Source organism: Bacillus sp. JJ1773 (assembly GCF_036962035.1).
Lineage (GTDB): Bacteria > Bacillota > Bacilli > Bacillales > Cytobacillaceae > Cytobacillus.
Genome location: NZ_JBALNX010000102.1, coordinates 22018 through 34370 on the forward strand (window position 1 = coordinate 22018; position 12353 = coordinate 34370).

Consider the following 12353-nt stretch of genomic DNA (forward strand, 5'->3'; position numbering starts at 1 on the left):
AATGGAGGTTAAAAATGAGAAATGTTTGTGGTAAACACTTTAATCCATCAATACCGTCAAATGCGAAACCAATTATAGAAGAATTAAAATCAGTTAATTTGTGTATTTATGTAACTCCATCTTCCAGGGCAGAAGAAGCCAAAATTTGTGAGACCGTAAAAAAAGCATCTTTAATTTGGTGTAATAATTGCAATTTTATTCTTAATGTAGAGGGAATAAGCAAACTGGATGACGCAAATTCTCAACTTTCTGACCAAGGCCTCTCCGTGGAAGAACTAAAAGCGTTAACCGCAGAAAGTATCATCTCAGCCGCTGAAATAAATTCAAATAAGACTGCAGAAAAATTAGTCAATAATTTCGAACCCATTCCATGTTCTTCTATTCCGTTTATAATTGTTTATTACATAGGTGGACGAACGTTCCAAAGTGGAGAGGATGGATTTGCACGATTTGATTTATCTAAAAATAGATATGTCATCGTTTTGACTGATACAGCTAGTCCAGAGGTATTAGCACATGAAGTAGGGCATATTTTATTCTCCAAATTTCAAAACGGAAATGACCCTGGACCGAATAGAGATCCACAGGATAAAACTCATAACAAATCCGAAAAAAATCTTATGCATCATACAGCACCTAATGTTCAAGAACCAATTACAGAAAACCGTGAATACATTTCAAGTACCCAATGCGAAGTAGCAAGCTCTGACCCTCTTGTTCAAGAGAAAAAATTCATTGTAGGTTTTAAAACAACACTCTTTACTTATCTGATTACATTTCATAAAATTCACGTTCATTACTCTAATGATGGTGTGTTGGATAGTACACTTGAGGCCACTCTCTATTTTAATGCTTTCATTAATAATAATGCTGTAGTTTCTGGCTCTTGGACAGGGGATCTAAATGATAGCGATCTAAATGAACAATATTTGAACGTTAACTTGTTTGCAGAAATTGAAGAAGCACCTACAGATACAATTAGAGTTCAAATAGGAGGTCATGACGACGATGAAGATGATTTATTCCCCGAAGTAGAACAAACATTTGGATTAAATGAAAAATGGGGAACTATTTTACCACCCAATGGTACTCATAGTCTTAAATCTCGTAGGAATAGTAATATTGAATATACCATTTATTTTTCAATTAAAAAAATCGCTTCCAGAGATTTAAATCCAGTTAAATTTGATAAGGCTAACTATTGTTTTAAAAATAGAGAATGAAATTGCACACCCAGAATTAGCAGGCTAAGAAGCGACAGTCGGGGGCACCGTGGAAGCTGTAAGAGGCTAACTTGTATTATGATTGATTGACTTCCTCCGTATTCTTTTAATTTTACGCCCTTCTTCCACAAACCCCATATTTTTATAGAAGGATATTGCTCTTCGCTGAAAATACTCCTAAACTTACCTTTTCAATTAATGGGTTCTATACTGCCCAGTCTAATAATCCTTTCAAAAGCATTTTTCCGATTCCCATACCTCTGTAACTTTTACTTATCATCATTGAGAAAGAAAAGCAATCCACCCAACAACGTCACCATTTATTTCATTTCATTTTCTAGTAACCTTTGTATCCAGTCTCGCCTTCGTCTTCTAATTTTCCAGTGCGAATTATGGATGTAACATTATTTTTGGAAGCTGACATTCATATGATTAAAATTTAAATCCTTCTTTAAACTAAACTGCAATTTAGTTTAAGTATATTTCTTCACAATCTCATGCCAACATTAACATAAATATCCAGTTTCATTTGAAAGCCTTATTCAATTATCTGGCCCGATTGTTAAACAAGAAAAAATCCTGTATACAACACAGGATTTTAAATCAATCTATTTTATAAAACTAAAACGGTGTCGGGTGATAAAAAAGTCGTGAACCAATTTTATTGATATTACTAGTCTTGCTTTGGGACATGGTAAGATCGAAAAAAGAAAGTGTGAAACCACTAGAAATTGCCATGTTAAGAATGTTGGAAACCGCTATTATATAATACCGAAACTTAAAGAAATATCTTCTATTTATGTAAGACTCGTTCGCCTTCCCCATTTAATTATATACAATTCAAGCTTAGCAAAGTCAGTTTTACCGCAATTTAATTTGCTGTTTTTAATTAGTTCAATCTTTACTGTCTGGTAATCAATGATGTTCAAACCCTCACCGGAATTTTTGTAAATCTGGAATACTTGCCTCTACTTTTGTTCGTGGTGGGTGGTACTTCCATTTTACCAAAGGATGGTTTCTTTTTGTTTTTCTTGACATACAAAGGGGCAATCCTTCAGCCAATTTTCCATGGCTTTTGGGACAGTCCTTCAAATCTATTAACTGATAGAAAACCTGTTCAATTTTGCCTCAGTACCAAGCATGACATTGTTAAGCTCATTCCCTCGGCTATCTTGTCCCCTTCTGAAATAGAGGCTGCGTAAAAAATTCTTGCTGTTCACGCGAGCAATCACCTGACTGCGACTTCTCGGCAAATTGCAGCATTGCGCTAAGCCGCTAATCCAATCTGCGATTTCTTGATGTGGAAGTAACTCTTTGTCAATCATCGTATCCACGATGTTGACCAAACGCTCATCATCCTCATCGCTAAAAATGTGTTTACCATTATGAAGTATGCCAGAAATAGCGACAAGAACCTCACGCAGCATTGCGACGCTGCTCTCCTCGCACTGCACCAGCTCGACAAAAACATCCGCACCGTGAGCCGCGCTGTGAGCCCAGCCTCCTACTGAAAGGTAACCTCGCAGATCCTTCTCCTCTTTATAATAACGGAGCATAGCATGCATTAATTGCTCAATTTCCGCTAGATTGAAAAATGGATTCTGTCTGTGGCGTTGCACAATCAAAGCGATAGGCAAGGCAGAGAACGTCCTTGTAAAAACTGACTGATCATCTTCGCTGCCAATATTATAGAACAAATGGTTGTCATCAGTCAGAACAGTTATGAGGCTACGCAACTCCTCTCCACTGAACCTATTCTCTTCCTTAATCCACATATAAAACATCGGATAAATCAGGTTATCCCGTAATTCTGGCTGAGGATCGCCAATATATTGAAGTAACAAAGGTAAGAAATCTTGAGGTTGCTCACCTTCGCGTAACTGATACTCATCCTTCTCAATTCTTTGCAAATCCATCATTAATTTGGTCCTTGTATCGCTCATTTTCTCATCCCTCTCATCATTCGTTCACTCGCCTCGCCGAGATCATGAGTCAGCGGAAACTCTGCTTATTCCTATTCCCATGCCTTGGATGCATTAAATTTAGACGTCAATCCATTGCACCGCGGAACTTGTCAGGGTCAAGCCCCAATCCAACACTGAAATGTCCAGGACACTCAAACACTTCACCAGGAAGAACAGATACTTCCGTACTCTAATAAAGATCCATCTAAATCAAATAAGACAGCCTTAATCATTTTACATTCTCTCCCAAGAAACATAATTCTTTATCATTGACCTAAATACCTTCGTCAAGTATCTGTCTCAGATATAAAAAGGACGCTCATTCATATTAATGAATCGCGCCCGATTGTTGAAGATAAAAAATGCGAAAGTGATGTAAAAATGTCTTAGCAGTAATTTTACTAAGGTCAAATGATTACCGCAGATAACGGTCAAACCCTATAAAGGTTCACTCCCACTGTTATTTCAGCTTTTTCAAATGCTTCAGTTTATCTGGATTAACTATGTTGTATAAAGCAGAAAGTTTATCGTCATCGAATTGAAATGCCAATACATAAAAAATTTGATCGTCCGCCTTCATAATCATTCCCGGTTGTCCGTTCACATCCGCTTCCATGACAATCAAATTGGATGGGATTCTACTGTAGACACCCTTTAAAGAGGCGACGGCTCGTTCAATTCCAAAGATAGGACGCAAGTTTGCTTTCGCTTTACCTCCTCCGTCGGAATAAATAGTGAAGTCATCTGTTAAAATGGACAAAAGTTTTTCGGTGTTGTTGCTTTGAACTGCCTTCATAAGTTCACGCACAGTTTCTTCTTTTTTACTCCTATCTCCCTCCTCTTTGGGGGATAAATCGCCGACTTTTTGTTTCGCTCTGCTTTGGATTTTTCGGCTGTTATCAGGAGATTTACCGATTAATTGCGCAATCTCATCGTAAGAATAAGAGTAAACTTCCCGCAGAAGGAACACCGCTCTTTCCACCGGATTTAAGTTTTCAAGTAGATGTAAAAAAGCGATGGATAACTCCTCATTGGCAATCACCCGGTCTGCCGGATCCGCCCCCTTTCCGTTAATGATCGGTTCCGGTAACCAGGAGCCGACATACACTTCTCTCCTCTTTCGGGCAGAACGCAGGAAGTCAATGCTAAGGTTTGTTGTGACCTTCCATAAATAACTTTTTACATGATGAATCGAATGCAAAGAAACTTGATTCAAATTCAAAAAAGCTTCTTGCACGATGTCTTCTGCATCGGTCACACTTCCCAACATACGATAAGCAAGCGAAAAAAGAGTCGATTTATAAGAAGAGTAAACCTCGGTCATATCAGCCAAATTGGTCATATCATCATCAGGTGGAAGATGTTTAGATTCAGAGCCGTCCGGCATTCAAAGCACACCCTTTTTTTATGAGCACCCTGCATTACACTCTTTTCCATATTTTAGCACAAATTTCGGTCCAATAGGGCTATTCTATCCGTTGGGACGAGATCGTTTCATCTCGTCCCGGTGATCATCTCCCCTTTTTTTGCTTTGCCCAATGCATCCAAACATTGTAACAAAGCGGAGTACTGTTCCTCCTTTCTGTTGGCACGACCGATCGGACTCCCCAGTTTGTTGGGGAAATAAATCGATCGGGGTACTCCCAAAGCATTTGTCGTTTCCGGTAACAGGGTTACTGTGATTGTCGCTATTCCCTGCTTTTCCAATTCTCGTGCGATCAGTCCCACGGACCGATGACAGTGGCTTCAGGCAGGAGTCAGAATGGCCAAATCCACCTTGTCATTCACAAGACTGCGCGCAACTTCCGGTCCTGTTTTTTCAACCAACGGAGAGGGATCATGAATTCCTCCCTGAAAACTGAAGTGACGCGGAGCGATACTTCCTACTTTACCTTCCCGTTGCAAGCGGTTAAGAGTGGCTAAAGGGAACATGATTTCCAAATCAACCTTTACATCGCTATGATCATAAAATAAATGACTGATCACCGTTTCACTTGAGGGTGTATCTGAGGGAATCACACGATAGGAGCAATCCCCCTTGGAATCGCTCAAGTCAAATGGGGGTTGGCTTTTCAGGATGATGCCTCCCGTGGTAATGAGAGCCACCCGACTTTCCTCAATCGGCCTTTTTAATGGAGTCCAGGGAACATCTCCACTCCTTTCTCTGCCCAATTTCATACTTTTCATACTGATTCGATCAATTAATTTGGGGTATTTCTCCATCAATTTACCCATCAATTTCGATTGAGCAAGCGTGAATGCTACCTTTCTACCAAAGCCGACCTTGGAAGATGAATTAATATTTGCCATAAAATATGCCTCCTTTTCATTTTCAACCTGTTTTATCTTTCACACATAGGGACGATATAGGAGGGGGATTTGTGACATGGCTTTGAGGATTTAATAAAAAAACCTATCATCAGATAGGTTCTATAAATTACAGGTAATACTTTAAATTCAGCTTTTATTTGTTATTCGACGAAACCGGGTGCCAAGTCCCCGATGCAGGAGAATATGTTTCTCTTTCCGATTGTACCATCGTCAGAATCATGTAACATTTGATACCAAAGAATAATGAAATTAGCATCGTATGGAGCAGCATGGCGAACATATTCAATTGGGTCAAAACGACTCTCTCCGCTTAGAACGAGTAAAGTAATCAACATCAAACCATATAAACAATTATATAGTATAAAATTTGTTGCACATAATGGCTCTTCTACGCAAAAAGCTTTTTCGACAATCTGGCCCTTTTCATGAAGAAAGACGCTTTCCTCATTTCAGAAAAGCGTCCTTTAATTGAATAACGATCAGCTTCTATTAGCTGGTTTTCTTAAACATCTGTTAGCTAATATTTATATATAGATGAACTACATGATTACAAATCGCTCTTTTTTGAATGGCAACAAGAATCCGATTTAAAAGAGTGTTCATATTCGTCATGACGACGAAGCCATGTCTTGCCGTTGCCGTCACTGCGTCCAGGTGGCTGTTCCCAGTCCTCCTGCCTACCAAGAGCTGTTAAATCGAGGTAGTTGAACATGCCAATTAATAGGTCAGTTCCACGGGCGTAAGTCGTATACGTGTGAAAAATTCTTTCACCATCGCGAAGAAAGGCACTCACTCCAGGGACTTCCATTGACCCTCCGGAATCAAGGGGTACGCCCTTCTGAACAAGCTCCTCCTTGGTCAAGTAGTTGTATTCAATCGGAGTGATTGATTCGTCCAGCGTAGCATGAAAGTCATAGTTAAAGTCGCTATCGAAAGAGGAGTACCAAGGTATATTCCAACCCATGCGTTCCTTGTAGCGTTGGAGCTTGGGAAGTGGAGCACGGGATATCAGAGCCAGTGACGTGTTTCGTGCATGCAGGTGGGCGAGATGGCCGATGTTGTCCGCAGCGAGCGAGCAAGCCGGACACCCTGCTTCCCAATCAGGATCGAACATAAAGTGATGCACGATAAGTTGAGGACGACCTTCAAACAGATCAATCAAACTGGTCTTACCTAGCGGACCATCTAAGACGTAGTTCTTATTAATCTCCACCATTGGGAGTCGACGGCGCTCGGCATTCAGCGCATCTCGTTCCCTAGTGAATTCCTTCTCTTTGGCCAGTAGTTCCTTACGAGCCACAAGCCATTCGTCTCGTGACACGACATTTGGTAGTTGCAAATGATTTTGCTTTTTTTTCATATAGTCTTCTCCTTCTTTTCAAAAAGTAGATCCAGAAAATCGACTATTATTCTGCATAGTATAATTCTTATTTTATTTGGCGGAGATATTCTTCTAGACGGTTCCAAGTCTCGGTTATACCCTGTTCCATACCCATGTCCATAACGGTCTTGAGAGCCTCTGCAGAAATATATTCTCCTCTATTAATTAGTTTCGTCTTACGGTCCATTTCGATGAATTCCAACGTGACTTCAGTTGAAGGCAATTTCTCATCGATATTGCCCTCTTCATCCGAGAAATAATCTGTTTAGATAATTACCTCCGGTTCGATAATAGCCTTGTATATTCCTTTACCCCAAGATTCCATGCCATAAAAATCACCTTGATTCCGGTCAACACACTTCATGCAATAGTGCCAAACGCCACCTGGTCTGAAGTCGACCTTGCATACAGGAAGCTCCCAGCCTTCTGGTCCCCACCAAAACTTAAGATGTTCAGGCTCTTTAAACATTTTAAACACAAGGTCTCTAGGTGCATCAAATATACGTTCCAGAACTATAATCCGATCGCCCTCTACCCTTGTAACCATTACATTATTTGACATCCCCATTCACCTCATTGGAACTTTTTTGAACCAAAACAAAATACAGCTGTCTGATCCCTTTATTAATTACTTTCTTTCCATTACGGCGAAATAATTATCTTCATCATCGGCAAAATTGAATACTTTTCCTGAAGGCATATCAACGATATCTCCAACTTTGACATTTTTATTTTGTAAGTCACCATACAATTGATCAACGTTATCTGTAAAGAACATTAAAGAAGGAGTACCCAGGTTTAATTCTGGTTCCATCTTAGCTATGAAATCTTTATTGTGGAGAACGATACTTGTTTCCCCGTCATTAGGGGCAACTTCAATCCATCTCATTCCTTGACCGTTATCTTCTTCTGTAATTACCTGAAAACCTACTTTTCCCGTCCAAAAATCACGAGCTTGATCTTGGTTGTTGACATACAACATAATTTGACCTAAATTTCGAATCATAAATCTTCACTCTCCTATACATTTTTATATACAGCTCCAATTAATTTAATGGTTTTTTGCCCTGTAAGACATTTAGATAATCGTCCAACCGATCCATCCTTGCTTCCCACAATTGACGATAGGACTCGAGCCACTTATCCAGTTCTTGAAGCGGTTCAGGTCTTAACCTGTAAATACGGCGGTTAGCTATCGCTTGAACATCGACTAGACCAGCTTCGCAAAGTACCCGAAGATGCTTGGAGGTTTGCGGTTGGTTCAATTCTAACTTCTTTGCTATCTCACCCACTGGAAGAGGTCCTTCTAGCAGTAGGTCAATGATATCAAGACGGTTGGGCTCAGCCAGGGCACTGAAGGTCTGTGGGTTCATGTTGAATCATCTCCCAACTTTTGTTTTCTTCCTTACTAAATACAATTATCTGGTTAAATTCCCTCCCCCGGCTCCAGATTTATAGCCTATTATGTGACTTCTTTCATGATTATAATATGCAGTATCAGGAATATTCTTGTCAAGGAATATTATATTCAAAATAAAAATATAGGCTTTGAAAGCGCTCTTTTCTTTACACGTATCTTAAAAAGCACTCCTCCATTATGAAGAAATGCCCTCTCTAACACTTATCAAGTCTATATTGATATTAAAACAAACCTGCCCTAAAACTTTAAGTACAATCCTTACCACATAGTTAAATTAGCCATATATTTATTCAATTATATGGCCCGATAATAAAAAGACACGTATTTTTATATTCGGGCCTCGATTTCGGCTAAAGTTTAATTTAAATAGCTTTCAAAAATATTTACTATAAAAATCGTGTCTCAATTTTCCACTTAACTGAGCATATATTTTAGTTGTCTCACTCTTCTCATGACCAAGCAAGCTCTGAATTACTTCAAGTGGCGCACCGTTATTAATCATATGTGTTGCATAGCTATGGCGTAATTGATGTGGATGAATACTCTTTTTTATTCCAGCACGATTCGATATTCTTTTGATTATATATCTTAAGTTATCGATACTCATACGCCTTTTCGGCCTTCTTTCCGTAATGAATAAACAAGGTTCTTCATCATCTCGTTCATCAAAATATCTTTTTAACCAAATGGAGCAACGAGTATTAAAGTATACTTCCCTTTCTTTATCACCTTTTCCATGTACAATGACCGAATTCATCTGAAAATTAATATCGTCTCGATTTAATTTTACAACTTCCCCAATACGACATCCGGTCGAATACTTAAATTCAAATAGCGCATTCTCCATCGTTGTATGGCAAGCTTCTCTAATATGTTCAATTTCTAATTCAGAAAGGAATTTTGGAATTCTTTTGCCTAATTTCGGCTCTTTTAATTTAGCAGCAGGATTTTTAGGAATAAAGCCCTCATCATGTGTCCATTTGAATATTGATTTAATGCAACGAACCCTGTGTCCTAAACTAGATGGCTTTAAGTGATCCCCTTCCTGTATTAGGTACTTTTTTAGTTTATCCGTTGTCAATTCACTCATATCAATATCACCGAAAAATCGTAATAAGAGATTATATTGAAAACAATATGTTTTTAATGTAAGGGGTGAATATCCCTCGATTTTTTTATCTTGTTGATACTTTTTCCATACTTCTGTTAATAACACTATTCTTACACTCTCCTACTGTTTGAATCAATTAATCTAGATTCTATTATGTTCAAGAAGAGTCTTTTTCATACGCTGGTTATTCAACAATCGCAGACAATAACAAATTACTGATTCATAGAAACCCCAGAAAAACAAGAAAAGGGACACTTTCTTTACTCAGGAAAAGCGCCCGATTGTTGAAGAACAAAGGTTGTCTTGAAAGCGTCCCGCACTAATTGATTGTTCTTATTAATATCTTTGAAAAAATTCAATTCATTAAACTGGACAATAATAAATCACTCCTTCAAACATACAAAAAAAGGCCATAGAAAAAACCTTAACAATGCCTTTTTTCTATGGGCTTAACATCTAAATTTATTATTTTCTATATACCTTTGTTTTTTGAAGTAAATTTATCTTATATTAAACAACTTACTAAGGACAATCTTCTCCACTAGACCGAAGTATATTACATTCAAAAGGAAATAGACCGATAAGGTCAGTAGAGGGAACACAAAGCTTTACTTTTTCAGGAATTGAATCAGGATACGAAGGGTCTTCAGGGTCCCTAGGATGACAATACCCAATATTATGCATCATTTCGTGAAATACAGTTTGCGTAAGTGCATCATGAATATTAGTATCAAGAAAGTCCGGTCTGAACCACATACCACTTCCATAAATTGCAGCTTCTGCTTTACTTCTGGGGTTTTCAACCCCTTCATAGTGATAAAATATCCTATCATTATATATTTGTTTCAGCATTTGCTTATCTCTTTCTGTTAAAACACTACATGAATTTGAATCGATAATAGAGCAAATACGATTATGGGCTTTTCTTACAGGTGCTTCACGTTCGGGTTTTGAAAAATGGTACTCAAATCTAGTAAGATGGTTAAGCCTCCATTCAGGAATGCTTTTTCGAGTAAAAAAATCTTCTTTAAGTAGAAAAAGTCTATGATAATCATGATGAAAGTGACAGTCTATGAATCCTCCTGCGAATCCATTTTTCACAGCATATGTGTCAACTCCCATCAATGACTGAACCATTTCATCCCAACGATTTATAGCAACCGGAATCGGAAAATTAGGAGGAAGATGAAAATTAATTTCTCCTTTTCCAACTTTTCGTACTTCTACTGCTTCAGGACGCAGCAATATAGCAGCAGCATTTGTTCCACTAAACTCATGAATAGGGAACGCAGTTTCAAACTTTTCACCGTCATGGATGAAATCTGTTCCCCCTAAACGAATATGTAGGTCGAGCATCGCAGCGTCGTGCTGACCTATGCCTGGGAACGTGGTTATTATTCCTGCTGTGTTTTTAACAAAAATAAGGTCAAAAGTTAAATCTGGCTTATACTTTAGGACTGGAAAAGCTCCTATGGTATTAAGTTCGTTTCCATCAACGAATCTATGAGCTCGCCTAAAGATAGTATCTACATCATGCTCTTGCCAAACTCTCGGCATATCCGGATTGCTCCTTTCATACATATCTATCTTTAGATTTTTCCAATGCAAAAAATATATACCCAAATGGTACAGCCAACTATATTAAAATTTTGTACATTAACCACTTGCACCTAAAAAGTGTTACCTCTTTAAGAAGTGAAATTAGTGTTTCTTATGTAGCTTTGGAATAAAGTTTGATCAAATTGGTACTAATAACCTTGATAAACGAACAAAAAGAAAGAGCGTGCTTTGAAAAAAAGATTGATCAAAACACGCTCTTAATATATTCAATTGAATCATTCATTAATAAAAAAGTTTGATCATTTCTGTGATCCTTATTCAATTAAAGCGCCCTTTAATTGAATAACAATGCGCTTGTATTTATGAGCAATTAACTGAAGGTCAACGAAAGTTAATATATGTTCTATGCGTATTATAACCACTCTATGGTATTATCTCTTTAATTCCACATGGCTTTCCTGGCCACACTTGTGTACCAAAAAAATACCGTAGGGTGGGGCCTAGCCTTTGAAAATACCCATCTCTTAGCATGTGTGCTTCCCTAACACAAAGTGTTACATCGTAATCTGTTAATGCTCTGATAGGAATTAGTCCTCCTGTTTGTCCCATTGCAGGATGACGATTTGCTAAAGGATAAATAAATGTAAGTACTTTATCAAAGGCTGAATACCATATACTAGTTCCATAATTTATATCTTCTGGTCCCCCAGCTATACTTGGTGCATATTTAAATTTTCCAGTGCTAGTAAATGCGTCAGAAGGCATAGCAGCAGCCATACAGAACCAACTTTGAAATATACTTTCCGAGGGATTTATGGCATTCCCCGCATATGCTAAAAGATAAGATCCTAAAGAGTGAGTAATTGCTCTTCCTTGTATTAGTAATTTAGCGTCTGCTAACTTTCGTAGAAATGGTATTACCTTCGTTACCGCTGTTTCTTCTGCCCTTCTAACAAATTCCCTCCAAATAACTACAGCAAATAAGTCTGGAGCATTTCCTACAACTGGTTCACCTAATACAGTTTTAAAGCCTGCTCGAATAATTGTTTTTTCTTCATCCGTAATTTTACTATCATAGTTAACTAAGTAAATGTCTACATTTGAATAATCAGGTCCATCTTGTCTATTTTTATCAAACATACCAACAACATCTTCAAATCCCCTATAAAAAGAAAATGTCTCACATGGATCATCACTGTATTCTATTCCATGTATAAATAGGTAAGGTATTCTATCTGGTGGAAATTGGTAAATGTTTTCATCTATTTCTACTAAATTGTTGTGATTTTGTCCACATTCAGAATTGAAAGGGTCTACAACTTTGAATATACGTGGAATAATAGATTTTTTAAGATCACCGGAA

At 38.0% G+C, this 12353-nt stretch carries 11 protein-coding genes and 2 pseudogenes; 1 reads left to right on the plus strand and 12 read right to left on the minus strand.

All coding sequences use genetic code 11. The annotated features are described in order from the left end of the window. The first annotated feature begins 14 nt into the window (after nucleotides 1-14). Nucleotides 15-1223, plus strand: coding sequence for a hypothetical protein (locus V7127_RS23325; RefSeq protein ID WP_335490250.1), 1209 nt, complete (start codon nucleotides 15-17; stop codon nucleotides 1221-1223). Between the two features lie 205 nt (nucleotides 1224-1428). Here the strand turns inward: V7127_RS23325 and V7127_RS23330 are convergent, their stop codons facing one another. The 12 genes and pseudogenes from V7127_RS23330 to V7127_RS23385 all read right to left on the minus strand — a co-directional run. Continuing rightward, nucleotides 1429-1506, minus strand: a complete 78-nt coding sequence (locus V7127_RS23330; RefSeq protein WP_335490292.1) for a GNAT family N-acetyltransferase — start codon at nucleotides 1504-1506, stop codon at nucleotides 1429-1431. A gap of 814 nt (nucleotides 1507-2320) precedes the next feature. Next, nucleotides 2321-3166, minus strand: a complete 846-nt coding sequence (locus tag V7127_RS23335; protein WP_335490254.1) for a DUF2785 domain-containing protein — start codon at nucleotides 3164-3166, stop codon at nucleotides 2321-2323. 481 nt (nucleotides 3167-3647) lie between these two features. Then, a complete protein-coding gene (locus tag V7127_RS23340) occupies nucleotides 3648-4574 on the minus strand; it encodes an RNA polymerase sigma-70 factor (RefSeq protein WP_335490257.1) in 927 nt (308 codons plus the stop codon). 359 nt (nucleotides 4575-4933) lie between these two features. After that, the gene (locus tag V7127_RS23345; RefSeq protein ID WP_335490259.1) at nucleotides 4934-5497 is read right to left on the minus strand and encodes a glycine/sarcosine/betaine reductase selenoprotein B family protein; all 564 of its coding nucleotides are present in this window, start codon (nucleotides 5495-5497) and stop codon (nucleotides 4934-4936) included. Between the two features lie 161 nt (nucleotides 5498-5658). After that, nucleotides 5659-5853: a hypothetical protein gene (locus tag V7127_RS23350; RefSeq protein ID WP_335490262.1), complete on the minus strand. Its 195-nt coding sequence runs from the start codon at nucleotides 5851-5853 to the stop codon at nucleotides 5659-5661. 212 nt (nucleotides 5854-6065) lie between these two features. After that, complete coding sequence (locus V7127_RS23355) at nucleotides 6066-6878, minus strand: DUF899 domain-containing protein (RefSeq protein WP_335490265.1); 813 nt, start codon at nucleotides 6876-6878, stop codon at nucleotides 6066-6068. Nucleotides 6879-6945: 67 nt separating this feature from the next. After that, nucleotides 6946-7461, minus strand: a pseudogene (locus V7127_RS23360) (SRPBCC domain-containing protein). 66 nt (nucleotides 7462-7527) lie between these two features. Then, nucleotides 7528-7905 (minus strand): VOC family protein, encoded by a 378-nt coding sequence (locus V7127_RS23365; RefSeq protein ID WP_335490268.1) that lies wholly within the window; start codon nucleotides 7903-7905, stop codon nucleotides 7528-7530. 40 nt (nucleotides 7906-7945) lie between these two features. After that, nucleotides 7946-8272: an ArsR/SmtB family transcription factor gene (locus tag V7127_RS23370; RefSeq protein WP_335490271.1), complete on the minus strand. Its 327-nt coding sequence runs from the start codon at nucleotides 8270-8272 to the stop codon at nucleotides 7946-7948. A 420-nt stretch (nucleotides 8273-8692) separates the two neighbouring features. Next, nucleotides 8693-9535, minus strand: a complete 843-nt coding sequence (locus V7127_RS23375) for a tyrosine-type recombinase/integrase (RefSeq protein WP_335490274.1) — start codon at nucleotides 9533-9535, stop codon at nucleotides 8693-8695. Nucleotides 9536-9952: 417 nt separating this feature from the next. After that, complete coding sequence (locus V7127_RS23380) at nucleotides 9953-10987, minus strand: hypothetical protein (protein ID WP_335490277.1); 1035 nt, start codon at nucleotides 10985-10987, stop codon at nucleotides 9953-9955. Between the two features lie 426 nt (nucleotides 10988-11413). Then, a pseudogene (locus V7127_RS23385) lies at nucleotides 11414-12353 on the minus strand (hypothetical protein); the annotation flags it as partial.

Bases quoted from the DNA above. Each gene is read 5' to 3' on its own strand.
- V7127_RS23330 (WP_335490292.1), bottom strand. From the start codon at position 1,506: ATGATGATAAGTAAAAGTTACAGAGGTATGGGAATCGGAAAAATGCTT.
- V7127_RS23335 (WP_335490254.1), bottom strand. From the start codon at position 3,166: ATGAGCGATACAAGGACCAAATTAATGATGGATTTGCAAAGAATTGAG.
- V7127_RS23350 (WP_335490262.1), bottom strand. From the start codon at position 5,853: ATGTTGATTACTTTACTCGTTCTAAGCGGAGAGAGTCGTTTTGACCCA.
- V7127_RS23365 (WP_335490268.1), bottom strand. From the start codon at position 7,905: ATGATTCGAAATTTAGGTCAAATTATGTTGTATGTCAACAACCAAGAT.
- V7127_RS23325 (WP_335490250.1), top strand. From the start codon at position 15: ATGAGAAATGTTTGTGGTAAACACTTTAATCCATCAATACCGTCAAAT.
- V7127_RS23355 (WP_335490265.1), bottom strand. From the start codon at position 6,878: ATGAAAAAAAAGCAAAATCATTTGCAACTACCAAATGTCGTGTCACGA.
- V7127_RS23345 (WP_335490259.1), bottom strand. From the start codon at position 5,497: ATGGCAAATATTAATTCATCTTCCAAGGTCGGCTTTGGTAGAAAGGTA.
- V7127_RS23370 (WP_335490271.1), bottom strand. From the start codon at position 8,272: ATGAACCCACAGACCTTCAGTGCCCTGGCTGAGCCCAACCGTCTTGAT.
- V7127_RS23380 (WP_335490277.1), bottom strand. From the start codon at position 10,987: ATGCCGAGAGTTTGGCAAGAGCATGATGTAGATACTATCTTTAGGCGA.
- V7127_RS23340 (WP_335490257.1), bottom strand. From the start codon at position 4,574: ATGCCGGACGGCTCTGAATCTAAACATCTTCCACCTGATGATGATATG.